Genomic DNA, 25,215 nt, shown 5'->3' on the forward strand with positions numbered 1-25,215 from the left:
CGCGGTGGCGGCGTCATTTTCGTGGTGGGATTCGAGTGAACAACCTGGTCGCCCAGCAGAACGCGGTGACGGAATTGATGCGAGTGTCCCCGTTGGCCGACGAGCTGGCCGAGCGCTTCGCCCGCGCCGGCCACAGCTTGTACCTGGTCGGTGGCAGCGTGCGCGACGCGCTGCTCGGCAGGCTGTCCAACGACCTCGACTTCACCACCGACGCGCGCCCGGACCGGGTGCTGCAGATCGTGAGCGAATGGGGTGACGCGGTCTGGGACGTCGGCATCGCGTTCGGCACCGTCGGCGTCACCAAGAACGGCACGACGCTGGAGATCACCACGTTCCGCGCGGACAGCTACGACCGCGTCGGCCGCAACCCCGAGGTCACCTTCGGCGACACCATCGAGGGCGACCTGCTGCGCCGCGACTTCACCGTCAACGCGATGGCGATCGACCTGGTCGGGAAGACGTTCATCGACCCGCACGACGGCATGGACGCGCTCCGGCTGAAGGTGCTCGACACCCCGGCGCTGCCGCAGGAGTCGTTCGCCGACGACCCGCTGCGGATGATGCGCGCGGCCCGGTTCTCCGCGCAGCTCGGCTTCACCGCGTCGCCGCGCGTGGTCGAGGCGATGACGTCGATGGCCGAGGAGATCGACCGGATCACCGCCGAACGGGTCCAGACCGAGCTGTCGAAGCTGATGCTGGCCCCCGACCCGCGGCCGGGCCTTGAGCTGCTGGTCGACACCGGGCTGGCCGACCGGGTGCTGCCCGAATTGCCCGGCATGCGGCTGGCGATCGACGAGCACCACCAGCACAAGGACGTCTACCAGCATTCGCTGACCGTGCTCGCGCAGGCGATCGAGCTGGAGAAATCGCACGAACCGACCAGCGAGCCGGACCTCGTGCTGCGGCTGGCCGCGCTGCTGCACGACATCGGCAAACCGGCCACCCGCGAGTTCACCCAGGGCGGCGGCGTGAGCTTCCACCACCACGAGGTGGTCGGTGCTCGGATGGCCCGCAAACGTTTGCGGGCGCTGAAGTACTCGAAGGAGATCATCGAGCAGGTCTCCCAGCTCGTGTTCCTCCACCTGCGGTTTCACGGGTACGGCGGCGGCGAGTGGACCGATTCGGCGGTCCGCCGCTACGTCACCGACGCCGGCGACCTGCTGACCCGTCTGCACAAGCTCGTCCGCGCCGATTCGACCACGCGCAACAAGCGCAAGGCGGCCGCGCTGCAGGCGACCTACGACGATCTCGAGGCCCGCATCGCGCGGATCAAGGAGCAGGAGGATCTTGACCGGGTCCGGCCGGACCTCGACGGCAACGAGATCATGCGGCTGCTCGGCCTCCCGCCGGGCCCGCAGGTCGGGCAGGCCTGGAAGTTCCTCAAGGAGCTGCGGCTGGACCGCGGTCCGCTGGAGCACGACGAGGCGGTCGCCGAGCTGAAGAAGTGGGCGGCGGCGGAGGGCCTCGGTTCGGGCGAATAGCCCCAAGAAATGAATTCGGGATCGCGGGTTCACCACGATCCCCCTTTGGCCTCTGGATCATCGCCCGGGCAGCCGAGATACTCCCTGTCTCGAACCGAACCGGGGGGATCGATGACGCGGCAGCAGGACGGGGACCGGCGCGGAGCCAGCTTTCTCGTCATGCTGCTGCGCCGCGGCACGCCCGCGCTGGCCACGGCGACGACCGGGCTGACCGACGAGATCGGCGATCCGACCCCGGTGCGCGCGTTGCAGCGGATCTCGCGGATGGCCGGTCCGGTCGACGAGCGGCAGCGCGACGGGCTGCTGCTGCGCGCGGCTCGGTACGTGGTGCTGGTTCCGCTGGTCTACCGGCTGCTGATGGTGCCCGCGACGTTCGGGTCGTACGCGGTCAGGCACGGGTCGGCCGGGCTGGCGTCGGTCGCGATCGTCGCGGTGTGCTCGGTGGCGCTGAGCGCGTTCGGCCTGTTCTGGATGATGCGCCGGGCCCCGTTCCGCAGTGATCTCGCGGGCCGGTTGCTGCTGATCGACCTCGTCGCCACGCTCGCGTTCGAGCTGTTCATCGGCGCGACGGTGTCGCCCGCGGTGTTCCACGACGCGGTCGGCGTCGCGGACAAGCACCTGCTCGGCAGCGTCGCCCTGCTCACCCTCGCCGTCGGCATCCCGTCCGGGATCGGGCTGGCGGCGCTCAGCCTGCCAGTGCGCTTGTTGTCGGACCTGCTCAACCACGGCACCTTCGATTTCGCGCAGGCCGCGTCGCTGTACCCGACGATGTTCGGCGTCCTGTTCACCGCGGTCGGCGCGCTGATCCTGCTCGGGCTCGGGATCCGGCTGGCGCTGGCGTACGGGATCCGCAACGGACGGCTCGCCGAACGCGCGCGGCAGCACCGGATGCTGCACGACACGGTGCTGCAGACGCTGGAAGCGATCGCGCTCGGCGGTCCGGGCGATTCGGATCAGCGGCTGGTCGAGGTGCAGCGCCTGGCCCGGGCGCAGGCGATCGAACTGCGGCAGACGATCGAGACCGCCGCCGCGCAGCGGGCCGAGGAGGGCGCGCGGCCGCTCGGCGAGAAGCTCGCGGCGCTGGCCGCGGAGATGGCGCGGGACGGGCTGCGCGCGCAGCTGGTGATCGCCGAACTGGACGACGACACGCTGTCCGAGGTCCGGCAGATCGCGATCCGCGACGCGGTGCGGGAAGCCATGCGCAACACGATGAAGCACGCGGAGACGGACAAGGTCGTGGTACGCGTGGAGGAACGCAACGGCGGGATCGCGGTGATCACGCGGGATCACGGCACCGGGTTCAGTCCGGCGGACCGGCCGGCCGGGTTCGGCATCAGCGAGTCGATCACCGCGCGGTTGTCCGAGGTCGGCGGGACCTCGCTGGTCGAATCGAGTCCGGGGAGCGGAACGAGGGTGACGTTGTGGGTGCCGCTGTGAGCGGGGTGGCGGGTGCGCTGGCGGCGTACCGGGACGGCGAGGTTGAGCGAGCCGGTGCGCTTGCCGCAGAGGCTGGAACGCCGTTGGGCGCCGAGCTGGCGACGTATCTCGCGGCGGGTCCGAGCGGTCCGGTGTACGACCAGCCGGCCGCGTTCACGGCGTTCATCCGCGGTGGCGGCAACGTCGAGCTGTACCGGCGGTTGAGCGAAGAACTGGCCGCGCGGTACGACTCCTGGCGTCCGGCCGCGTTGCTGGATCTCGGGTGCGGCGACGGGTTGGCGATCGAACCGGCGTTGTCGCGGGCCTCGTTCCGGCCGGAGCGGATCGACCTGGTGGAGCCGTCGGAGGCACTGCTCGCGGACGTCGAAGTGCTTGGTGCGCGTCGGTTTTCGTTGACCGCGCAGGACTTTCTCGCCGCGGATGGTTCCACGTGGAACCTCACGCAGTCGACGTTCGCGCTGCAGTCGATCGAGCCCTCCGTCCGCGCTGAGGTGCTGAGTGCGTTGCGAGCGCGGACGGAACGATTGGTGCTGGCCGAATTCGACGTGCCGGACACCGCTGACCTGGAGTCGCTCGTGCGTAGGTACGAACGCGGCGTCGCCGAATACGGCGAGCAGGCTTCCCTGGTGGCACAAGGATTTCTGCTGCCGGTGCTGCTCGGCGTTGCCGCCGGGACGGCACGGACGAACTGGGAACATCCGGCCGCGCAGTGGACCCGGCAGCTCGAGGCCGCCGGGTTCGCCGACGTGACGGTGGAACCGCTCGCGGACTACTGGTGGTCGCCCGCCGTGCTGATCACGGCTTCACAGCCGGGATAGCGCGCCCTGCTCGAGGTGCTGCGCGATCGGCCGCGGCAGCAGGTACGCGGTGGCCCCGCCGGGCTGTTGCGCCCACGGCGCGGTGACGCCGGTCAGCACCCGGATAGTGCGCTGCACGCGGTACTCGTGCCGGTCGCGTTCGCGGTCCGGCGTCAGCGAGGTTTCCAGGAACCGCACCGAATTCGCGTGCACCAGGTTCCCGGTCTCGGGCCCGAAGCGGACCACCGTGGTTCCGGCGGGCAGCACGACGATCCGTTTGCCGCGGAAGAACGACAGCGGCGGCTCGCCGCGCATCGGCAGGATCGGCCAGTCCGCGGGCTGATCGGATTCGTCCGGGGCCTGCGGCGGCAGCATCAGCAGCGTGCCGAGGAGGAACCGGGCCGCGTCGGCGAGATTGGCGAACGCCACCGGCTCCACTGCGGGCGGACGCGACACCTCCCAGCCGTTTTCCGCGCGGCGCAACGTCCACACGCCTTCGGCGGGCACCTCGTTCGCGCCGATCCGGTACGCCGACGACGGCACGCCGTGTTCGACGAGCCGCTGCTGCAACAGCGCCAACGTTTCGGCCCCGCGCAGGCCGAGGGTCGGCTCGCCGCGGACCGCGCGGGCGAGCGAGCTGTCGTCCGGGATGTCGGCCTCGGTACGGCCCGGGCGCGGTTTGCCGAGCACGTCGGCTTCGGCGGTCGCGCGCACCAGATCGCGCACGATCGGCGGCCGGAACCCGGCGGCGCGGATGTGCTCGACCAGCTCCGGCTCCGGCGGAACACCGTATTTGCGCAGGTAGTGCGGGACGGCGGCGGGCCAGATCCAGGTGCCGTCGGTGTGGAAGGCCTGCGGTACGTCCGGCGGCGCGCCGGGCGCGAAGATGTCCGGCTGCGGCACGGGCCGGTGCAGCACGACGGGCGAGCGGAACAGGTAGTCGAGCACGCCGCGGACCTGGTCCGGCGGCACCGGCGGGCGGTTCACCACGGGGCGCTCGCCCTCGTTGTGCGCGTCGACCGGCCGCGCCTGGCGGAACCCGACGGTCAGCGGCAGCCCGGCTTTCGCGCCGAGCCAGTCCGGCAGGTGCTTGTCCGGGCGCGGGAAACGGGTCAGCTCCACGAGGTAGGACTCGCGGGCGGGCTCGCCGCCGTCGTTGGGCGGCAGCCGCCAGTCCGGCTCCTGGTCGGCGTCGAAGTCGAAATCGAACTGCGAATCGGCGTCGAGCGTGAAGGTGCCTTGGAACCAGGTGCCGGTCTCCGGCTGGTACATCGCGGCGCGCAGCTGGGAGAACAGCGTGCTCAGCTGCGGCGTGCCGGGCAGCGCCACCGACACCGGGCCGTTCTCGTCGCCGACCGCGCGGACTTCCAGCTCGGAGTAGTCGCCGACCTGCCGGAACTGCGCCGCCACCCGCGTCCACCCGCCGGGCACCTGACGCAGCGTGCGGCCGATCCCCCGCAAGATGCGGGTCTGGTCGCCGCCCTCGGTCTCGGCCTTCGGCTCGCCGTAGTCGTGCCGGGTCAGCCAGAGCCCGGTGAGCTGTTTGCCCGGGACGGTCACCGAGAAATCGGTGAGCCCGAGTTGCGCGGCGCGCACCGGATCGTGCCGCGTCCAGCGCAGCGTCAGATTCGGCTGGTCGCCTGGCGCGACCTCGAACAGTTCGTCGTCGTATTCGACGTAGGTGCGCAGATCGAATGTCGCGGGCACCTCGTTCGCGAGCACGACTCGCGCCGGCTTCCCCTCGTGCTCACGGTCGAACCCTTCGGGCGCTTCCTCGTCGCCGACGACGGTCAGCAGCAGCGTGCCGTCGGTGGTCGAGCGTTGTGCCGCGAAAGTGCGATCGTCGAGCGTCGCGTACAGGCCGTCTGGGCGTTCTCCCGATTCCACCCGGTACCGCACGTCTGGTTCCTCCCCGAAGTCCCCCGTGTAGCCGCAACGAACCTATCTGACCGTGTCACGACCCGACCATCGGTCACCGGAGACGGGAGAATATGCGCCCACAAATACCTGCTCGGGTGACCGATCAGTGCCGTGGGTAGCGCTGCACCCAGGCGTCGCCGAGTGCGTTCCTCGCCGAATGCCGGTCGAAATGCCACAGCGCGTCGGTCGCCACCTGTTCGATCAGGTGATGCAGCTCAAGCTGCTCGACCCACTTCCGCGGCAGCCCGGGCACGCCCACCCGCGCGCCGAGCAGCGCACCGGTCAACGCGCCGGTGAGCGCGCTGCGGCCGGAGTGGTTCACCGCGCGCAGCATGGCCTGTTCCGGGTAATTCTCGAAGCCGGACAACGCGGCGAACGAGCGGCCGAGGACGGACAGCGTGCTGTGTCCGTCGCCGATCAGCTCCGGCATCCGCAGGTCCGGCAGGCCGTGCTCGCCGAAGAAGGGCACCGCCTCGGCCACCAGGTCGCGCACCGGTCCCCACTCCGGGCCGTCGTGTTCCTCGAGGACCTCGCGGGACAGATTCCACACCGGATAGCTGAACGAATCCTTCGTGAGCGCCTTCTCGAACACCCACGCCAGGTAGGTCGCGGCGGCCACGTCGTCCGGCTGGTGCGTCACTCCGGCGAGATCGCGCACGACCTGGCCGATGCCGCCGCTGAACCCGGTGCCCGGACCCGCCGCGGTCAGCACCGCGGGCAGCGCGCCGAGCAGCGCGGCCGGACCCGACATCGGCGCGGCTTGCGGATCGCCAGTGACCAGCGCGTGGTACGCGTTGAGCTCGGCGTCGTCGATCGCGCGGCGGGCGTGCAGTTCAGGCACCTTGACGAGGAAACCGTCGGCGTTCTGGATCGCCGCGCCCTGCGTGTGCAGCCAGCGGCCCAGCGCGCCGCGGACCACGCCGGGGAACAGCTTTTCGACGTCGCGCGACTCCGGCTGTTCGCGGTGCGGGCTGCGGATCACGGCCTCGGTCAGGAACAGCAGCCGCTGCGTCATCGAGCCGATCCGGCCCGGCTGGTCGAACGCGAGCGGCAGGTCGCGGACGCCGTCCGGACCGTAGGTCGAGACGATCTCGTCCAGCCGCATCCGGTCGACGGCCGAGCCGAGCGCCTCGCCGAGCGCGAAGCCGACCCACGCGCCGACGACCCGCTGCCAGCCGTAACGGAAGTTCTCCAGGCTGATCTCGGGGTACTTGCCGAACGTGTCGAGCTTCGGGACGATCCGGCCGTCGTTGTCCCAGGACGGCACGAGACCGTTGGCGCGCAGGTCGTTCGGCCGCGAGCGGCTCGGCTCCGGCTGTTCGAACCGGCGCAGCCACGACCGGCCGAGGACGGTCTTGCGGCATTCGTCGGCGGTCAGCTCGAACCCGTGCCGCCGCGCGCGTTCCGCGGCCGCCTTCGGGATGTCGACCGGCTTCTCCAGCCCGATCCGGGCGGCGGTTTCGACGGCGAATTTCTCCAGGTCTTCTTCGATCTCCGGGCAGCGGCCGTTCTCGTCCACCCGCGGTTCCTGGCGGGGAAACCGCTTCGCGATCGTGGTCAGCTCGGCGCCGGCGACGTCCTCGAAAGTGGCCGGACCGCCGTTGATCACCAGGTTCGGCGGGTGTTCGAACTCGGCCAATGTCGCCAAGTCGACTCGCCACCACGCGTGCTCGCGGGCAGGCAGGTGCCGGGTCGAGCTGAAGACGCGCAGCTCGTTGCGTTCCTCGGAGAAGTAGAACCGGTCGGTCGCGCCGGTTTTGAGGTCGAACGGCACGAAGACCTCGCAGCGCAGCAGGCCGATCAGCAGCTGCTCGCGCGACAGCCAGCCGACGCTCGCGAAGGCGAGGAGGGTTTCCAGCGGGTTTTCCGGCTTCGGGTAGCCGCGGCGGATCGGACCGGCCTTGTACTCGGGGTTTTCGCGTTCGTCACCGGTCTGGTGGCCGTCGTTGTCGACCTTCACCCAGCCGGCGACCGCGGGCAGCGGCACGCCGAGTTCGCCCAGCCCGGCCTTCGCGTACTCCGGGTCGACGACCTCGCGCCAGCTCTCCTGTCCCGGATAAGCGACCGGGGTGCTGAGCCCGCCCGGATGCGGATGCGCCTGGCGCAGCTCGCCGTCCGGCTCGCGCACGAGCACCGACGGGGCGGGGAACAGCTCTTTGTCCGGACGGCCGTCGTCGAGGAACGCGACAGTGTTGTAGGGGATCGACCAGCCTTCGGGGACCCGCAGCACGCGGTCGTGGTCGACCCGAAGGCCGCCCGGCCCGGAGACCTCGGGGCCGTGCACGGCGCGCAACCACTTCCCGACCTTCTCCACCGCTTCCGCCGCTTCCACCTACTCGATCCTCTCCAGGCTTCCGTCGGACTCGTGCTCCGCGATCGGCTTGGGCAAGACGTACGCCACCGCGCCGCCGGGAAGGTTCGCCCAGGGCACCGTCACCCCGGTGATCACGTGGAGTGATCTTCGGAGGCGAAAAGTGCTGGTCATGCGCTCCCGTTCGAGTGGCAGGGACGTCGTCGCGAACCGTACCGCCTGGTGGTGGACCAGGTTGCCGGGTTCTTCGCCGAATCGCAGAACGACGGTACCTTCCGCCAACCGAGTGAGTCTCTTGTTCCGCAGCAGCGTGAGGGGAGGGTCACCCGGCACGGGCTGGACCGGCCAGTCGGCGACCTCCCGCGCCGTTTCCAGCGGGGTTTCGCGGCCGCCGGTCGCGCGGGCGGGATGCAGCAGGAGTGCGCCGAGCAGGTGGTGCGCGGCGTCTTCGAGGCGGGCGAATGCCTGCTCCCGACCGTCCGGCGCGACGACCGCCCACCCGGCTTTGACCTGGTAGAGGCTCCATTTCCCGGCTTCCCGCCCGCCGAGGCAGCGGACGTCGGCCCACACGCCGAACGAGTCGAGCCGGTGTTCGAGGTGGGTCAGGAGTTCGGCGTCGGACAGGACCGGGTCGGGGTTGGTTTCCCGCTCCGCGGCGACGTCGCCCGCGGTCCGCTGGAGGTCGTCCGGCGTGGGTCGCGGACGGGGTTTCCCGGCCAGGTCGGCTTCCGCCGTGCGGCGCACCAGATGGTCGACGTACGGCGGATGAAAGCCCAGGTCACGGATGTGCTGGAGCAGTTCGGGCTCGGGCGCTGTGCCGTGTTCTCTCAAGCGCTCGGCCACCTCGACCGGCCAAATCCAGGTGCCGTCAGTGCGGTGTCGTTCGCCGACCTCGGCCTCGCGTTCGAGGTATCGCAACACGAGCGGCAGCTCTTCCTGCGACAACGGTTCGCCGGTCCCGGCGGTGGCGTGCCGGAAGACGACGCCGAGCGGGAGGCCGACGTGCAACCGCCACCAGTCGGGAAGGTGCTCGTCGTCGCGGGGAAAGGTGGTGAGTTCGGCGAGGTAGGCGGACGAATCGGGCGGCGTCGTCCACGGGGGCTCGTCGTCGGTGAAGTAGTCGAAGTCGAACGCGCCGTCCGGGGTGAGCACGTAGCGCGCCTGAACCCAGGTGCCGCGGCCCGCTTGGTACATCTCGGCGCGCAAGTCGGTGAGCCGCTGGACCATCTCGGTGGTGGCGACGGTGTTGCGGGCCTGTACCTCGTAATGGTCGCCGAGCTGGGCGAATCCGATGCCGGCCAGTGCGTCCGGATCGGCCCGGTGCGCCTTGATCAGCCGACCGATCTCGACGAGCACCTGCTGACCGGTACCCGTTGGTTCCACGTGAATCATTGCGTCCGGAGCGGACGACATCAGGACCCGCGACGGCGGTTCTGCGGAACGGTTCCGCGCGGACGGACACGACGCGGGGTCGGCCGCGGGGCGGGCATCGAGGAGCTGTGCTGCGGTTCGGGTGCGTCGGCCAGGTGCTGCACGAGTGCCTGGACGGTCGACGCGAGCTGCGCGGGGGTCGTCCGCTCGAAGGCGTCCGGGGCGAACTCAAGCCTGCCGAGCGTGCCGGCCGGCCCGGCGGTCGCGCGGACAAGCCCGTCGGGCGAGGTCAGGACAGCCGGCGCGGCGTCGAGACGGGCACGGTCGTCGCCGATGGTGCTCACGGTGGCCCCCCGTGTCGGTTGCGCGTGCCGAGATTAACTCGACCGGGTCACAAGTCACCCTAATGCCCAACGGTGAGTTACTACCCCCGTTTGGGTTCAACGGTTTGCGGCAGCGAATCGCCGCGCCGCCGACCAGCCAGCAGGTATCCGACCCCGCCCAGCAGATAGAGCGCGGTCGCGACCACCATGAGCTCGGGCGAGTACCCGTTGTCCTTGACGAAGAGCGCCGCGAGCGAAACCGCCACCACCTGGGTGATGTTGAACAGCGTGTCGTACAGCGCGAAGACCCGCCCGCGAGCCTCGTCCGCGACATCCAGCTGCACCGACGAGTCGACGGACAGCTTCACGACCTGACCGGTCCCCATGATCAGGAACGACGCGATCAACGCCAACGGCAGCAACATCGGCAACCCGAACGCGGCCTGCGCGACCGCCGAAACGAGCAGCGACCCGAGCACCGCCCATGTCCGCCCGAGCGACCGAATCAGCCGCGCCGTCACCAGCCCCGCGACGAGAATTCCTGCTCCCGCACAAGCGACCATCTGGCCGAGCCCGGGCAGTCCTGCGCGAAAGATCCCGTCGTCAGCGAAGTAATTGCGCATCAGCAACACGCTGAGCAGCAACGAAATCCCGTACGCCGCCCGATGCGCGAACAACGCGACAAACCCAGCCGTAACCCGAGGCGCCCGCCACGCATGTCGAGCCCCATCCGCGAGCCCACGCGCGACCGCCACCACCGGATTTGTCGGCTCGTCAACCACCGTCGGCCCGAGCACACCCTTCGCGAACCGATGCGCGAGCACGGCGGACACCAACGCCCCGACCGCAGCAAACGCAGTGGTCTCCGCCGACCCGACATCCCCGGTCCCGAACACCGCCCGCAACCCGATCGCACACCCGCCACCGACGACCGCGATCGCCGACCCGAGCGTCGCCGCGACCGCATTAGCCGAAACCACCGCCGACGGCTCCACTACATGCGGCAACGCAGCAGACAACCCAGACCCGATAAACCGGCTGATCCCCTCCGCGAGCAACGCAAGCGAAAACAACCCGATCCCGCCGACCCCGGCCCCCACCGCAACAACGGACGCCAAGATCGCGACGGCCCGCACCAGATTGGCGAACACCAGCACCCGCCGCCGGTCCCACCGATCGAGCAACGCCCCAGCAAAGGGCCCCACCAGCGAATACGGCAGCAGCAGAGCAGCAAACCCCTCCGCGATAGCCAACGGATCAGCAGCCCGCTCCGGATTGAACAGGACGGCCCCAGCCAGCCCAGCCCGAAAGACCCCGTCCCCCCACTGAGCCGCGAACCGCGTAAACAACAACCGCCGAAACAACGGCTCCCGAACGACCCACTCCCCCACCCGCACCACACAACCCTACTGACCACCCCCGACAACCCCAGCACCCCAAAAGGCGACAAATCGACAGCCCAAGTACGCCGGGCTGGCTAGGGGCAGATCGCGCCGCGTCGCCCCTGGCGAACGAACGAGCCCAGCCGACAGCGCCCCGAAGCAACAACGCCCAACCCAACCTCACTCGGCCCAAGCCGCTGAACGGCGAGCTAACGCCACCCCGACCGCAACAAAGCCCACCCACGCCAGCCCGAGCCAGATCGCCAGGCGGCGAGCTGGCCCAGCGAGCCCGCAGCGGCGCGAGGCAACAAAAGCCCACCCGCACCTGCCCGAATCAGATCGCCGGGCGGCAAGCTGGCCTGCCCAGCCAACAGCAGCCCCGAGCAACAAGCCACCCACGTCCGCCCGAGCCAGAGTGCCGGGCGGCAAGTTGACCCGGCAAGCCCGCAGCGGCCCGAGGCAACAGAGGCCCACCCGCACCTGCCCGAATCAGATCACCGGGCAGCGAGTTGGCCCGGCGAGCCAACAACGCCCCGAAACAACAACGACCCACATTGGCTGGGGCCAGGTCACGAGGCGGCGAGTTGGCCTGCCCAGCCACCAACGGCGCTGAAGCACGGAACCCACCCACATTGGGCCAAGTCGTTGGGCGGCGAGTTGGCCTGCCCGGCCAGCAACGACCCCGAAGCACGGAGACCCACCCACCCACGTTGGTGGGCGTCAGGTCACGAGGCGGCGAGTTGACCTGCCCAGCCTGCAGCGGCCCCGAGACAACAAAGCTCACCCACATCCATCCAAGCCGACGCGGAGCCACGGACCGAGCCACGGACCGAGCCACGGACCGAGCCGCCGAGAAGGCCGCCGCCGCACCCGCGTCAGCTCGCCGACCACCGAACGGTCCTAGCCAACAACGCCCCGGAAGCAACAAACCCCACCAGCACCGGTTGCCAAAACAAAGGGGGCTCCGCCCCCGCCCACCCCGAAAACCGCAGCCAAAGGCACCGCGGGGGTCCGGGGGGCTCGGCCCCCCGGGTACACGGCGCCGGTGGAAGGGGAAGGTGCGCAGCACCGAACAGGACTCGAGAACACCGGCGCACTCGTTTCGCCTCTCGGCGGCTTGGCGCAGTGTGGCTCCGGCCGGACCGGTATTCCACAAAGGCGGTTCTTCAGTGAGCCCGGGGGACACGAGTGCGCCGGCTCATTGTTCTCAACGGGGCGGGTGGTGCTGGTGTTCCCGTGCCGGGAGGATTTCCCTCGGCGGGTGATGGGATCATGGGTGGCGTGCCAGCGGACGCCGAGGTTGAACCGGGAACGCTCCTGGTCGCCGCACCCACGATGTTCGACCCGAACTTCAAGCGGACAGTGGTGTTCGTGATCGATCATCGGGCGGAGGGCACGCTCGGGGTGGTCTTGAACCGGCCGTCCGATGTTCCGGTGAATGACGTCCTGCCGGGGTGGGGCGCGCATGTCGCGGAGCCGCAGTCGGTGTTCGTCGGCGGGCCGGTCGACAAGAAGACCGCGCTTTGTCTCGCCGCGTTGCGGACTGGGGAGACCGCTTCCAGCGTTCCGGGCGTGGTTGCCGTCCGGGGGCCGGTCGCGCTGGTCGATCTGGACAGCGATCCCGAGGTGCTCGTGCCGAAGGTGCGGGGCGTGCGCGTGTTCGCGGGCTATGCCGGGTGGGATTCAGGGCAGCTCGCGGGCGAGATCGAGCGCGAGGACTGGGTGATCGTCCCCGCGTTGCCGAGCGACATTCTCGCGCCGCCCAGCCGTGACCTGTGGGGTCAGGTGCTGCGCCGCCAGGGGGTGCCGCTCGCGTTGCTGGCCACCCATCCTGGCGATTTGCAGCGGAACTAGGCCTCGCTGGACTTCTGCAGGACTCCGCAGCCGCCGGCGCCGCACGCGCAGCCGCTGCAGCCGGCCGGGGCCGGCGACGGGGCGGGCACGGTCAGGGCCGCTCGCGCGCCCATCCGGGCTCCGGCGACGACCATCACCAGCAGGCCGAGCAGTCCGACGATCGCGGCGGCGACCAGGCCCGCGGTGGCGGGGATCGCGAGACCGGCGAGTCCGCAGACGACCGCGGCCGCGCCTCCGGCCAGGGTCGGGATGCCGGCCACCCGGTTGGCGAGCTTGAACGCCTCTTCGCTGCGCATCGAGGCTTCGGTCCGGACTCCGGCCCCGCTCGCCCTGCTCAGCCGCCCGCGCACGCCGAGGAAGCCACCCCAGCCGACGACGACACCAAGGACGATCGGAACGAGCGCGATAGCGAACACCCCCTGAGGATAAGCGTGACCTCGCGGCAATGTCCCGGATACCCTCGTCGGCTGTGCTACGGGCCATGTCTTCGTCCACGCGACACCGGCTGCTGGCTGCCGCCGGGATCGTCACCTTGTCCTTGCTCGTCCCCGGAACCGGGACCGCCGCTGCTGCCGCGCAGCGGCCCGTCCGGCTGCTCGGCGAGCAGCGAGTGCCGCACAATCTGCAGTTCCAGGGCACCACGGTCGGCGGATTGTCGTCCGTCGACTTCGATCCGCGCACCGGCGGTTACGCCTTCATCAGCGACGACCGGTCCGCGATCAACCCGGCCCGCTTCTACACCGCGAAGTTCGACGTCGGCGCCAACGGTGTGGGTCCGGTCACCTTCACCGGTACGCATCCGCTGCTGCGCCCGGACGGCACGCCGTATCCGCCGCTCGCGAAGAACGACCCGGCCGCTCCCCAGAACGAGCAGACGATCGACCCCGAAGAACTGCGCGTCGACCCGTGGACCGGGCACTACGTCTGGTCGCAGGAAGGCGATCGGCTCGCCGGCCAGCACCTGATCCAGCCCTCGATCCGCGAGGCCACCCGCGACGGGCACTACGTCCGCGACCTGCCGTTGCCCGCCAACGAGCGGATGACGCCGGATGCCGGTCCGCGCCGCAATTACGTTCTCGAAGGGCTCGCCTACACCGGGTTCGGCACGCTGCTGGCCAGCGAGGTCGAGGCCCCGCTGCTGCAGGACGGGCCGCCGCCCACGCCGACGTCGGGTGCGTTGTCGCGGATCACCCTGCAGAGCCGCTTCGGGCCCGTGCTCGCGCAGTACGCGTACCCGCAGGAGAAGCTTTTCGCCGAGCCCAAGCCCGCCACCGGGTTCGCCGACACCGGGGTTTCCTCGATGCTCGCGGTGAACCAGGCCGACCCGACGAAGTTCCTGATGATGGAGCGGTCCTTTGTCACCGGCGTCGGCAACAAGGTGCGCATCTTCGAGATCGACACCACCGGCGCGACGAACGTCCTCCACACCCCGTCCCTGACCGCTGCGAAGCACGTCAAGCCGGTGAAGAAGAAGCTGCTCGCCGACCTCTCCGACCTGCCGCTCTCCACTGTGGACAACATCGAGGGGATGACCTGGGGCCCGGCGCTGCCGTCCGGGGAACGCACCCTCGTGCTCGTGAGCGACAACAACTTCTCCGCGTCGCAAGTCACCCAGGTCGTCGCTTTGGCGGTCCCGTCGGAACGGCTTTGACCAGCGCGTTACGATGAATGCATGAACACGGCTCGGCTGCTCCTTGGCCTGCCGCGCTGACCTGGTCCGATGACCGGCTCGGCGCGGCGACCCCTCATGCCTTCTGGCTTGGGGGGTCGAGTTGTTTCTGGGAGTGGCTCGACACGGAGGAAGACGGCGATGACAGGGTCTGACGAGGCCACCGGGGCCGCGGCGAAGAGTGCCGCGGACGCTGAGCACGCCCCGCCGTTCCGCTACACCGCGGAGCTGGCCGGGCAGATCGAGCAGCGCTGGCAGGACCACTGGTCCGACCACGGCACCTACCACGCGCCGAACCCGGTCGGCCCGCTCGCGGAAGCGGGCGAGCCGGTGCCCTCGGACAAGCTGTTCGTGCAGGACATGTTCCCGTACCCGTCCGGTTCCGGCCTGCACGTCGGGCACCCGCTGGGCTACATCGGCACCGACGTCTACGCGCGGTACCACCGGATGATCGGCCGGAACGTGCTGCACACGCTGGGCTACGACGCGTTCGGCCTGCCCGCCGAGCAGTACGCGGTGCAGACCGGCACGCATCCGCGCACCACGACCGAGCAGAACATCGCCACGATGCGCCGCCAGCTGAAGCGGCTGGGGCTGGGCCACGACGAGCGCCGCTCGATCGAGACGATCGACCCGGACTACTACAAGTGGACCCAGTGGATCTTCCTGCAGATCTTCAACTCCTACTACGACGAGGACGCCCGCAAGGCGCGTCCGATCGAGGAGCTGGAGAAGGCGTACGCGGCGGGTGAGCGCACGACGCCGGACGGCCGTCCGTGGACCGAGCTGAGCACCGTCGAGCAGCGCAAGATCATCGACGACCACCGGCTGGTCTACATCTCCGAGGCTCCGGTGAACTGGGCTCCCGGCCTGGGCACCGTCGTCGCGAACGAGGAGGTGACCGCGGACGGCCGCAGCGACCGCGGCAACTTCCCGGTGTTCCGCAAGAGCCTGCGCCAGTGGATGATGCGGATCACCGCGTACGCCGACCGCCTGGTCGACGACCTGGAGCTGCTGGACTGGCCGGAGAAGGTCAAGTCCATGCAGCGCAACTGGGTCGGCCGGTCGCAGGGCGCGAAGGTCTCGTTCGCCGCGGGCGGCGAGAAGATCGAGGTCTTCACCACCCGTCCGGACACGCTGTTCGGCGCCACCTACATGGTGATCGCGCCGGAGCACCCGCTGGTCGAGAAGCTGACCGCGGCGCAGTGGCCGGGCGAGCACCCGGAAAGCTGGACCGGCGGCGCGAAGACGCCCGCCGAGGCCGTCGCCGCGTACCGGGCCGCCGCCTCCCGCAAGTCCGATCTGGACCGGCAGGAGAACAAGGAGAAGACCGGCGTCTTCACCGGCACCTACGCGGTGAACCCGGTCAACGACAAGGAAATCCCGGTCTTCGTCGGCGACTACGTGCTGATGGGCTACGGCACCGGCGCGATCATGGCGGTGCCCGCACAGGACCAGCGCGACTACGATTTCGCGAAGAAGTTCGAGCTGGAGATCGTCCGCACGGTCGACCCCGGCGAGGGCTTCGAGGGCGAGGCGTTCACCGGCGACGGGCCGGCGATCAACTCCGCCAACGACACCGTCGACCTGAACGGCATGGGCGTCGCCGACGCCAAGAAGACGATCATCGCCTGGCTGGAGGACCGCGGCGCGGGCGAGGGCACCGTGCAGTACAAGCTGCGCGACTGGCTGTTCGCCCGCCAGCGTTACTGGGGCGAGCCGTTCCCGATCGTCTACGACGAGAACAACCTGCCGATCGCGCTGCCCGAGGACCAGCTGCCGGTCGTGCTGCCGGAGGTCGACGACTACTCGCCGAAGACCTTCGACCCGGACGACGCCGACTCCGAGCCGTCGCCGCCGCTGTCGCGCGCGAAGGACTGGGTCGAGGTCACCCTGGATCTGGGCGACGGGCCGAAGAAGTACCGCCGCGACACGAACGTCATGCCGCAGTGGGCCGGTTCCTGCTGGTACCAGCTGCGTTACGTCGACCCGGCGAGCCAGGACGTGTTCTGCGCGCCGGAGAACGAGGCGTACTGGCTGGGCCCGCGCCCGGCCGAGCACGGCGTGGACGACCCGGGCGGCGTCGACCTGTACGTCGGCGGCGTCGAGCACGCGGTGCTGCACCTGCTGTACTCCCGCTTCTGGCACAAGGTGCTGTACGACCTGGGCCACGTGTCCTCGAAGGAGCCGTACCGCCGCCTGTTCAACCAGGGCTACATCGAGGCATTCGCCTACACCGACAAGCGCGGTGTGTACGTGCCTGCTGAGGACGTCGTCGAGCGCGACGGCAAGTTCTTCTTCGGCGACGAAGAGGTCAAGCAGGAATACGGCAAGATGGGCAAGAGCCTGAAGAACGCCGTGACGCCGGACGAAATGTCGGACACCTACGGCGCGGACACCTTCCGGCTGTACGAGATGTCGATGGGCCCGCTGGACATGTCGCGGCCGTGGGCGACCAAGGACGTCGTCGGCGCGCACCGGTTCCTGCAGCGGCTGTGGCGGCTGGTGGTCGACGAGCAGACCGGCGAGCTGCGGGTTTCCGCGGACGAGGCGACCGAGGCGGACCGGAAACTGTTGCACCGCACCATCGCCGGGGTTCGCGAGGACTACGCGGAGATGCGGTTCAACACCGCGGGCGCGAAGCTGATCGAGCTGAACAACCACCTGACCAAGGCGTACGGCTCGGCCGCGGCGACCCCGCGCGAACTGGCCGAACCGCTGGTGCTGCTGCTGGCTCCGCTGGCCCCGCACGTGGCCGAGGAGCTGTGGCACCGGATGGGCCACGCCGATTCGCTGGTGCACGGGCCGTTCCCGGTCGTGGACGAGAAGTACCTGGTCGAGGACTCGGTCGAGTACCCGATCCAGGTCAACGGCAAGGTCCGCTCGCGGATCACCGTGGCCGCGGACGCGAAGAACGACGCGGTGCAGGCGACCGCGCTGGCCGACGAGAAGATCGCCGCGCTGGTCGGCGACAAGACGCCGCGCAAGGTGATCGTGGTGCCGGGCCGGCTGGTCAACATCGTGCTGTGAAAAAGCGAGTTCCGGCCCGGGAGGCGATCCCGGGCCGGTACTGTGCTTTCCGTGCGTAACCGAGCGATCACCGCGATAGCTGCCGCGGCGGCGGCTTTGCTGTCGGGATGCGCCGTCGCGCCCGCTCCGCCGCCGGGGAAACCCGCACCGCGGCTGCCGGCGGATTCGATCGCTTACGACACGCTGCCGGTCATCAAGAGCAGGCCGAAGCTGTTCCCGGGCGACTGTTCGCAGTTCGAGAAGAATCCCGAGTTGCTGGGCTCCCTCGGCGGCAGTTCGCCGATGTACAACCCGTACGCCAAGTCCTGTGTCCTGACGCGGTCGGCTGGCATTGAGGTCGAGGTCGGCTCGATGGACCCGGACCAGCGCATCCCGGAGCCGTGGCCCGGCTGGTGGAAGGCCTACGACTACAACGTCCACCACTTCCGCCGGATGCTGCTGCTGGATCGCTATTACGCGGTTTCCCAGCTCGACAGGTACGGCTGCCTGGTCGCGGTGAACACCGGTTCGCTGCAGGTGGTCACCGTGCGGGTCGGCGCCAAGACAGGCGCCGGCCCGGTTCCCGGCGACAGTGTCGACGCGGATCGCCAGACCGCTGAGCTCTTCTGCCCGGACGCGCAGAAGGCCGCCGAGACCTACCTGAACACGGTCGACCCCGGCGGCGGCTCGCTGGCCGGTTGACCCGGGGTCACGCCGCTTCTCGCGTGCCCGCCCGCCAGATCGCGACCCCGGCCAGGCCGATCCACACCACCAGCGACGTGGTCAGCGCGACCGGTCCGTGCTTGGCGATCCCCGCGAGCTGCCGCGCGGGCTCGGCCGGATCGACCCATCCCGCGTAGTCGATGCCGCTCTGCAGGAACACGAACAGCAGCGACAGCAGGACGTAGGCGGTGATCGATCCGGCGGTGTTGGGGATCAGCCAGCCGATGGTGATCGCGAACAGGGTCATGCAGAACCCGCCGAGCAGGATCGTCGCGACCATCGCGCCCGGCCGGGCGTCGAGCAGGAACTGCGTGTCGTATCCGTCGAGCTGGCTGCGGTAGTAGGTGAAGGTCATCAGCAGGTTCAGGCTCGAGGTGACCAGCCATACCCCGATCGAGATGGTGGCTTGCGCGAGCACGTAGCGCAGCCGCGACGGCTGGGCGAGCAGGGTCGGCTGCGCGCTGCGGTAATGCCATTCCGCGGCGATCAGCTTCACGAGCACGACGTTCATCAGCACCGCGCCGAGCCGGATGGTGAGGAACACCGGCAGCAGCTGCTTGTCGAGCGTGTAGTCGCGCATTCCGCCCTGCAGGAACAGCAGCGACAGCGTCACCAGCAGGATCGGTGCGGAGATCACCAGGATCTTGTCCGCCACTGTCGCGGTCATCTTCCGCAGTTCGACGCCCACCACGGTGCCGAACGGCGCGCGCCGCTGCGCCGGGGCCTGCCACGCGGGCGCCTGGGCCGGGATCATCGGGCTCCTCCGGTGAGCCGGAAGAAAAGCTCTTCGAGGTTCTGCTGTTCCTCGCGCAGCTCCAGCACCTGCACGCGGGCGCCGAACGCGAGGTCGGACACCTGTTTCATCGGGGCGGCGACGGACACCCCGTCCGCGCTGGTCTGGCGCAGTTCGAGCCTGGCCTGGCGCAGAGCGGAGGTCAGCCGGGGCAGGTCGGCGGTGCGGATGAGCGTGCGGGCCGGGCCGGCGAAGCTCTCCAGCGGACCGTCGGCGACGACGCGGCCCTGGCCGATCATCACCACGCGGTCGGCGGTCTGGTCCACTTCGGACAGCACGTGGCTGGACAGCAGCACGGTGCCGCCGCGCTGGGCGTACCCGCGTAGCAACTGCCGGGTGGAGCGGATGCCGTCCGGGTCGAGGCCGTTGATCGGCTCGTCGAGGATCAGCACCGGCGGATCGCACAGCAGTGCCTGCGCGATGCCGAGCCGCTGCCGCATGCCGAGGCTGTACTTGCCGATCCGCCGGTTCGCCGCGTCGGAGAGGCCGACCTGCCCGAGCACCTGGTCTACCCGGGCAGCGGGCAGCCGCATCAGTTTCGCGGCGTTGAGCAGGTGATGCCTGCCGGTGCGGCCGGGGTGCACAGCGGACGCGTCGAGCAGCACGCCCGCGACGTGCGCCGGGTTGGGCCATTCGCCGAAGCGGCGGCCGGCGATGGTCGCGGTGCCGGACGTCGGCGTGGTCAGGCCGCAGATCATCCGCAGCGTGGTCGATTTCCCGGCGCCGTTCGGTCCGAGGAACGCGGTCACCGTGCCTGGTCGCAGGCTGAACGACACGGTGTCGACCACGCGGCGTTGGCTGTAGACCTTCACCAGCTCGTGGACGTGCAGCAACCCGTCCCCCTCCCCCTTTTCGCTGGCAGGAGTCTGTCACACGCTGTGGCCGCCCGGGTGCGGAATCGAACCGTCACGGCCGAAAGACGCCAGCTTCGCCCGTCGGCCGGCGCTTCGATGGTTGAAAGCGAAACAAACGGAAGGGGCGGACATGAACCTCGACGGCAAAGTGGCGCTGGTGACTGGCGGGAGCCGCGGAATCGGTGCGGCGACGGCACTGCGGCTCGCCGAGGCCGGTGCGGACGTGGTGCTCACCTACGCGGTGAACGCCGAGCAGGCCGCGACCGTGGTCGACCGGATCAAGGCGCTCGGCAGGCGTGCGCTCGCGGTCGGTGCGGACAACGCGGACGCGGCGGCGGTCGAAGCCGCAGTGGAAGCGGCGGTCGCCGAGTTCGGGCGGCTGGACGTGCTGGTCAACAACGCGGGCGTTGGTTTCGTCGGTCCGCTGGAGCAGACCGGGATGGACGACGTCGACCGCGTGCTGGCGGTGAACGTGCGCGGCGTGCTGGCCGCGACCAAGGCGGCGGCCAAGCACCTGCGCGAAGGCGGCCGGGTGATCACGATCGGCAGCTGCGTGACCGATCGCGTGCCCGGGCCGGGGATGGTGCTGTACGCGGTCAGCAAGTCCGCGATGGTCGGGATGACCAAGGCGCTGGCCCGCGAATTGGCGGCGAACGGCGTGACGGTGAACCTGGTGCACCCGGGGCCGACCGACACCGAAATGAACCCGGCCGACGGCCCGTACGCCGCGGACCAGGCGTCGATGACCGCGGCCGGCCGGTACGGCAATCCGGCGGAAGTCGCGGACGCGGTGGCTTTCCTGGCTTCGCCGGACAGCGCCTACATCACCGCCGCGACCCTTTCGGTCGACGGTGGGCACGCGGCCTAATCGCGGTAGAGGCCGACGTCGCGGGCGAGGTCGGTGAGCATGGCCTCGAACAGGACGTCCGGTTTGGACACCGGGATCGGGTAGTTGCCGAACACCTCGAGGGTCACGTGGCCGTAGAGCCGCGCCCAGAAGGTGATCATCAGGTAGGTGAGCCCGAGGTCCAGCTTCTCCGGCGGAATTTCCCGCCCGGACTCCTTGAGCACCGTCAGCAGATCCTGCTGGAACGCGGTGAGGTCGTCGCGGAGTTCGGGCGGGACCACGTCGTTCGGCGGCATGACCAGGTCGTGCTGGGCGAGCACGTGGCCCGCCGCGGCGAGGAAGATCTTGCCGAACGGCTCGTCGAGCCTGCGCAGCGCGCTGCCGGTCGCGGTGCCGGTGGCCCCGGTCGGCGACGCGAACACCAGGGTGAATTCCTTGGTGTGGGTCAGCGCCCAGCGGCGGAACCCCTTGCAGATCTGGAACAGCTGCAGCAGGCCCTCGTCCTGCAGTTCCGCGATGTCCTCGGCGATTTCGGCGGCGAGGTCGGTGCAGACGTCGAGGCGGAGGCTTTCCAGCAGGTCGTCGCGGGATTCGTAGTAGCGGTAGAGAGCCGGTGCGGTGATCCCCAGCTCCCGGGCGATGGCCCGCAGCGTGACGGCTTCCGGACCCTGGCCTACCAGCAGGTTCCGCGCGGTCCGGCGGATGTCGGATTCGGTAGCCGCTCGCGCGCGACCCCTGCGTGTGGGGCTGCTCATCTGGGCAGTCTAGGTGGTCTGGACACCGATTTCGGCACTTGGCGGGAGAACCGGGGCGCCGCCGACGCCGATCACTCGGGGGGCTACGTGATCGGCGCCGGCGACCCGATGCCCTCTCCGGTGCGCTTCCGGTCGGGGCAACGTCATCGGCTCAAGTCCGGTGACGCTCGAAGAAGAGCGAAGCCCGTCGCAGAAGTGACGCCTGGGGGATACGGATCCCCCGATCGAGTGACGGACAGCCGCTGTTCCGCCTGATTGTCGCACTGAGCGCCAAGAAAGTTACAAACGCTTTCACTTTCGGGCACCGACGGCGGAAAGGAAGGGCCATGGCAGAGTGGCGGCATGAGTGCTGCGGTGCTGGTAGTCGGGTCCGCGAATGCCGATTTGGTGGTCCCGGTCGACCGTCGTCCGGGCGGCGGCGAGACGGTGCTGGGCGGCGACACCGCGTTGTCCCCCGGCGGCAAAGGCGCGAATACCGCGGTCGCGGCGGGAAAACTCGGCGCGGACGTCGCGTTGCTCGGTGCGGTCGGCGACGACCCCTACGGTCGATTGCTGCGGGATTCGTTGTCGAATGCGGGTGTCGATACGCAATTCGTTCGGACTGTCGATCGGCCTACCGGAATCGCTTACATCACCGTGACTCCGGACGGGGAAAACTCAATCCTCGTCTCCCCCGGCGCGAACTCCGCGCTGGAGCCCGGCGACATCACCGACGAAGCACTGGACGGCGTACGGGTGCTCGTCGCCTCGCTGGAAGTGCCGCTGCCGACGATCGAACGCGCCGTGGTGCGGGCGCGGGAAAACGGCGTGCGGGTGCTGCTGAACCTCTCGCCGGCGGCCGAGGTGTCGCCGGAAACGCTGGCCGCGCTGGACGTCCTGCTGGTCAACGAGCACGAGGCCGCCTACCTGCTCGGTTCGGACGACGCTGACCCGCGCAAGCTGCTCGAGCTCGGCCCGCGCGCGGCCGTGGTCACGCTCGGGGCCAAGGGGGCGGCGGTGCTGGAGGGCGACAAGTCGACAACCGTCGAGTCGCCCAAGGTGGACGCGGTCGACACCACGGGCGCGGGCGACGCGTTCGCGGGTGCCCTGGCGGCGGCTCTCGCCGATGGCGCTGACCTGGTCGAAGCCGCCCACCGGGCAGTAAAAGTCGCTGCGGTGACCGTGACCCGGCATGGCGCCCAGCCGTCGTATCCGACGGCGGCCGAGCTGGAATGAGACACGTCCGGGCCGTGTTGCAGGTCACGTGGGCGATTCGTTCGGTTCGGCGTGGTGGCAGGGGTACGCGACCCGGTTGCGGAGGATCGCGGCAGCGCGTGATCCGCTGGCGTTGATGCCGCTCGACGAGACGCTCGCCGCGCTGGGCCGCACCGCGGAAACCTACGAGGGCCTGCGCAAAGTCCCGGTCGACGGCGTAGTGGGCTCCCTCGCGCGCGCCGAGGACTTCGACCGGCTGTTCCGGCCCCGCAACCGTGCGCTGCGGGACCGTTGGCGCGCGATCGCCGACGCGGTCGGGGAGCTTCCGCCGGTGCGGCTCGTGCGGCTGGGCGACATGTACTTCGTGGAGGACGGACACCACCGGATCGCGCTGGCCAGGGCGCGCGGGGCGGAGGCGGTGCTCGCCGAGGTGCGGTCGGTCTGCACGGTCGCGTTCGCGATGCGCTGCCTGACACTGGCGGACCTGCCGTCGAAGCGGGCCGAACGGATGTTCCTGGAGCGGGTCCCGCTCGCCGACGCCGACCGGACCGACCTGTGGCTGGACGACCCGGCGGACTGGTTCCGGCTCGCGGACTCGGCGGAGGCCTGGGGTTTCCGGCAGACTTTGCGGGGCCGGGTGCTGCGCGATCGCGCGGAACTGGCCCGCGCGTGGTGGCACGAGGAGGTGCGTCCGGTGGTCGAACGGGTGCGAAATCGGGAATCAGTCGCGGCGCCGCGAGAGATCGCGGTCTACGTGAGCTATGGTCTAGACCATGTCTGAGAGTGCTGCCGCTCCGGCCGAGTCCGCTGCCGGTTCCTCGCTGACCGGGGTCGCGGTGAGCCCCGGACGCGCGAGCGGACCCGTCGTCCGGGTCGCCGAGCCGCTCGGGGAACCCGCCAGCACGCCCGCGCCGGACGATCCGGCGGCGGAGGCGGCCCGGATCGAACCCGCCGCGCAGGCGGTCGCCGCGCGGCTCGAAGCGCAGGCCGAGGCCGCGACCGGGGAAGCCGCGACGATCCTCGTCACGACCGCCGCGATGGCCGCCGACCCGGCGCTCGCCTCTCAGGCTCAACAGCTGGTGACGGCGCGGAACCTACCCGCGGCCCGCGCCGTCTACCAGGCCGCCGAAGGATTCGCCGACGCGTTGGCGGCCGCGGGCGGGTACATGGCCGAGCGGGTCCGCGACGTCCGGGACGTGCGCGACCGGCTCGTCGCCGAACTGCTCGGCATCGCCCCGCCCGGGGTGCCTGAACTGACGTCGCCGAGCGTTCTCGTCGCCCGCGACCTCGCCCCCGCCGACACCGCGGGGCTCGACCCGGCGAAGGTGCTCGCGCTGGTCACCGAGGAGGGCGGTCCGACGAGCCACACCGCGATTCTCGCGCGGGCGCTGGGGATTCCGGCGGTCGTCGCGGTGCGCGGGCTGCTGGCTTCCGACGCCAAGGCGCTGTCGGTCGACGGCGACACCGGCGTGATCGAGGCGGTCGACCCGTCCGCGCCGATCGTCACCGCCGCCGCGTCTGGGCCGGCCGAGTGGAACGGCGTCGGCGAACTGTCCGACGGGCATCGGGTGAAGGTGTACGGCAACGTCGGTTCCCCGGCCGACGCGCAGGCCGCCGCGGACGCGGGCGCCGAGGGCGTCGGGCTGTTCCGCACCGAATTCTGCTACCTCGACGCACCGGCCGAGCCGTCCGTCGAAGAGCAGCGAAAAGCTTATGCCGCAGTGCTTTCGCCATTCCGCGGCAAGCCGGTCATCGTGCGCACGCTGGACGCGGGCGCGGACAAGCCGCTCGCGTTCCTGTCCCCGGACGACGAACCCAACCCGGCGCTCGGCGTGCGCGGCGTGCGGATCGCGTTCGACCGGCCGGAGGTGCTCGACCGGCAGCTCGAAGCCATCGCGGGCGCGGCGGAGGACTCCGGCGCGGAAGTTTCGGTGATGGCCCCGATGGTCGGCACCGTCGAGGAAGCCGCGTGGTTCGCCGAACGCGTGCGCGCCGCCGGGATCGCGCGCGCGGGCGTGATGATCGAGATCCCCGCCGCCGCGCTGCTGGCGCGGGAGATTCTCGGCGTGGTCGATTTCGTGTCCGTCGGCACGAACGACCTGGCCCAGTACACCTTCGCGGCCGACCGCCAGCTCGGCGCGGTGGCGAAGCTGAACGACCCGTGGCAGCCCGGTTTGCTGCGCCTGCTGAAGCTGATCGGCGACGCGGCGGAAGCGACCGGAAAACCGGCGGGCGTGTGCGGTGAGGCAGCGGCCGACCCGCGGCTCGCGCTGGTGCTGGCCGGGCTCGGCCTGACGAGCCTGTCGATGAACGCACCGGCGGTCCGCGCGGTCGGCGCGAGCCTGGCGACGGTGTCGAGGGAGAAGGCCCGCGAGATCGCGGCGGCGGCGCTCGCCACCGCCGATCCGGCCGCGGCGCGCAAGGCCGTCGCGGACGCTCTTTCCTAGCCGAGGGACGCCGGATCCGGGTGAGAGATGGGGTAACCGGATCCGGCG

At 70.2% G+C, this 25,215-nt stretch carries 20 protein-coding genes; 11 read left to right on the top strand and 9 right to left on the bottom strand.

The window, feature by feature from the left end:
* Positions 1 to 35 precede the first annotated feature (35 nt).
* From PUT80_RS16450 to PUT80_RS16460, 3 genes are all read left to right on the top strand, one after another.
* Positions 36 to 1,481 carry a CCA tRNA nucleotidyltransferase gene (locus PUT80_RS16450; protein ID WP_043831411.1) on the top strand — a complete coding sequence of 482 codons (1,446 nt, stop codon included), beginning with the start codon at positions 36 to 38 and terminating at the stop codon, positions 1,479 to 1,481.
* 111 nt (positions 1,482 to 1,592) lie between these two features.
* Entirely contained in the window at positions 1,593 to 2,918 is a 1,326-nt protein-coding gene (locus tag PUT80_RS16455; RefSeq protein WP_134664165.1) for an ATP-binding protein, read from the top strand.
* Positions 2,903 to 3,736 carry a class I SAM-dependent methyltransferase gene (locus PUT80_RS16460; protein WP_275292645.1) on the top strand — a complete coding sequence of 278 codons (834 nt, stop codon included), beginning with the start codon at positions 2,903 to 2,905 and terminating at the stop codon, positions 3,734 to 3,736. The genes PUT80_RS16455 and PUT80_RS16460 overlap by 16 nt, the downstream gene beginning before the upstream one ends.
* Here PUT80_RS16460 and PUT80_RS16465 read toward each other — a convergent pair.
* From PUT80_RS16465 to PUT80_RS16485, 5 genes are all read right to left on the bottom strand, one after another.
* Complete coding sequence (locus PUT80_RS16465; protein ID WP_275292647.1) at positions 3,722 to 5,614, bottom strand: TNT domain-containing protein; 1,893 nt, start codon at positions 5,612 to 5,614, stop codon at positions 3,722 to 3,724. The genes PUT80_RS16460 and PUT80_RS16465 overlap by 15 nt on opposite strands.
* Positions 5,615 to 5,738: 124 nt before the next feature.
* Positions 5,739 to 7,967, bottom strand: a complete 2,229-nt coding sequence (locus tag PUT80_RS16470) for an ADP-ribosylglycohydrolase family protein (protein WP_037809113.1) — start codon at positions 7,965 to 7,967, stop codon at positions 5,739 to 5,741.
* The gene (locus PUT80_RS16475) at positions 7,968 to 9,359 is read right to left on the bottom strand and encodes a TNT domain-containing protein (protein WP_275292650.1); all 1,392 of its coding nucleotides are present in this window, start codon (positions 9,357 to 9,359) and stop codon (positions 7,968 to 7,970) included.
* The gene (locus PUT80_RS16480) at positions 9,359 to 9,661 is read right to left on the bottom strand and encodes a hypothetical protein (protein WP_037809111.1); all 303 of its coding nucleotides are present in this window, start codon (positions 9,659 to 9,661) and stop codon (positions 9,359 to 9,361) included. The genes PUT80_RS16475 and PUT80_RS16480 overlap by 1 nt, the downstream gene beginning before the upstream one ends.
* Before the next feature lie 80 nt (positions 9,662 to 9,741).
* Complete coding sequence (locus tag PUT80_RS16485) at positions 9,742 to 11,040, bottom strand: MFS transporter (RefSeq protein ID WP_275292652.1); 1,299 nt, start codon at positions 11,038 to 11,040, stop codon at positions 9,742 to 9,744.
* A 1,254-nt stretch (positions 11,041 to 12,294) separates the two neighbouring features.
* On the opposite strand from PUT80_RS16485, the gene PUT80_RS16490 reads away from it, so the two are divergent.
* Positions 12,295 to 12,876, top strand: coding sequence for a YqgE/AlgH family protein (locus tag PUT80_RS16490; RefSeq protein ID WP_037809108.1), 582 nt, complete (start codon positions 12,295 to 12,297; stop codon positions 12,874 to 12,876).
* Here the strand turns inward: PUT80_RS16490 and PUT80_RS16495 are convergent.
* Complete coding sequence (locus PUT80_RS16495; protein ID WP_037809107.1) at positions 12,873 to 13,292, bottom strand: SdpI family protein; 420 nt, start codon at positions 13,290 to 13,292, stop codon at positions 12,873 to 12,875. The genes PUT80_RS16490 and PUT80_RS16495 overlap by 4 nt on opposite strands.
* A gap of 65 nt (positions 13,293 to 13,357) precedes the next feature.
* Between PUT80_RS16495 and PUT80_RS16500 the strand changes: the two genes are divergently transcribed.
* From PUT80_RS16500 to PUT80_RS16510, 3 genes are all read left to right on the top strand, one after another.
* Entirely contained in the window at positions 13,358 to 14,527 is a 1,170-nt protein-coding gene (locus tag PUT80_RS16500; protein ID WP_275292655.1) for an esterase-like activity of phytase family protein, read from the top strand.
* Between the two features lie 159 nt (positions 14,528 to 14,686).
* On the top strand, positions 14,687 to 17,575 hold the full coding sequence (leuS, locus tag PUT80_RS16505) for a leucine--tRNA ligase (protein WP_275292657.1): 2,889 nt from the start codon (positions 14,687 to 14,689) through the stop codon (positions 17,573 to 17,575).
* Between the two features lie 51 nt (positions 17,576 to 17,626).
* Positions 17,627 to 18,256 (top strand): hypothetical protein, encoded by a 630-nt coding sequence (locus tag PUT80_RS16510; protein WP_275292659.1) that lies wholly within the window; start codon positions 17,627 to 17,629, stop codon positions 18,254 to 18,256.
* A 7-nt stretch (positions 18,257 to 18,263) separates the two neighbouring features.
* Here PUT80_RS16510 and PUT80_RS16515 read toward each other — a convergent pair whose 3' ends face one another.
* Together PUT80_RS16515 and PUT80_RS16520 are read right to left on the bottom strand one after the other, a co-directional pair.
* Entirely contained in the window at positions 18,264 to 19,031 is a 768-nt protein-coding gene (locus PUT80_RS16515) for a hypothetical protein (RefSeq protein WP_275292661.1), read from the bottom strand.
* The gene (locus PUT80_RS16520; protein WP_275292663.1) at positions 19,028 to 19,903 is read right to left on the bottom strand and encodes an ATP-binding cassette domain-containing protein; all 876 of its coding nucleotides are present in this window, start codon (positions 19,901 to 19,903) and stop codon (positions 19,028 to 19,030) included. Before PUT80_RS16520 ends, PUT80_RS16515 begins: the two co-directional genes overlap by 4 nt.
* A gap of 151 nt (positions 19,904 to 20,054) precedes the next feature.
* On the opposite strand from PUT80_RS16520, the gene PUT80_RS16525 reads away from it, so the two are divergent.
* On the top strand, positions 20,055 to 20,792 hold the full coding sequence (locus PUT80_RS16525; RefSeq protein WP_275292666.1) for an SDR family oxidoreductase: 738 nt from the start codon (positions 20,055 to 20,057) through the stop codon (positions 20,790 to 20,792).
* Here PUT80_RS16525 and PUT80_RS16530 read toward each other — a convergent pair.
* Positions 20,789 to 21,526 carry a TetR/AcrR family transcriptional regulator gene (locus PUT80_RS16530; RefSeq protein ID WP_037809097.1) on the bottom strand — a complete coding sequence of 246 codons (738 nt, stop codon included), beginning with the start codon at positions 21,524 to 21,526 and terminating at the stop codon, positions 20,789 to 20,791. The genes PUT80_RS16525 and PUT80_RS16530 overlap by 4 nt on opposite strands.
* A 342-nt stretch (positions 21,527 to 21,868) precedes the next feature.
* Between PUT80_RS16530 and PUT80_RS16535 the strand changes: the two genes are divergently transcribed.
* Genes PUT80_RS16535 through ptsP form a run of 3 tightly spaced genes read left to right on the top strand, consistent with a single transcriptional unit; the run spans position 21,869 to position 25,167 of the window.
* Positions 21,869 to 22,741 (top strand): ribokinase, encoded by an 873-nt coding sequence (locus PUT80_RS16535; protein WP_275292669.1) that lies wholly within the window; start codon positions 21,869 to 21,871, stop codon positions 22,739 to 22,741.
* Between the two features lie 28 nt (positions 22,742 to 22,769).
* Positions 22,770 to 23,501 (top strand): hypothetical protein, encoded by a 732-nt coding sequence (locus PUT80_RS16540; protein ID WP_037809094.1) that lies wholly within the window; start codon positions 22,770 to 22,772, stop codon positions 23,499 to 23,501.
* Complete coding sequence (ptsP, locus tag PUT80_RS16545) at positions 23,494 to 25,167, top strand: phosphoenolpyruvate--protein phosphotransferase (protein WP_275292671.1); 1,674 nt, start codon at positions 23,494 to 23,496, stop codon at positions 25,165 to 25,167. Before PUT80_RS16540 ends, ptsP begins: the two co-directional genes overlap by 8 nt.
* Positions 25,168 to 25,215 lie beyond the last annotated feature (48 nt).

Origin of the sequence: Amycolatopsis sp. La24 (genome assembly GCF_029087445.1) — a bacterium.
Taxonomy (GTDB): Bacteria; Actinomycetota; Actinomycetes; order Mycobacteriales; family Pseudonocardiaceae; genus Amycolatopsis; species Amycolatopsis nivea.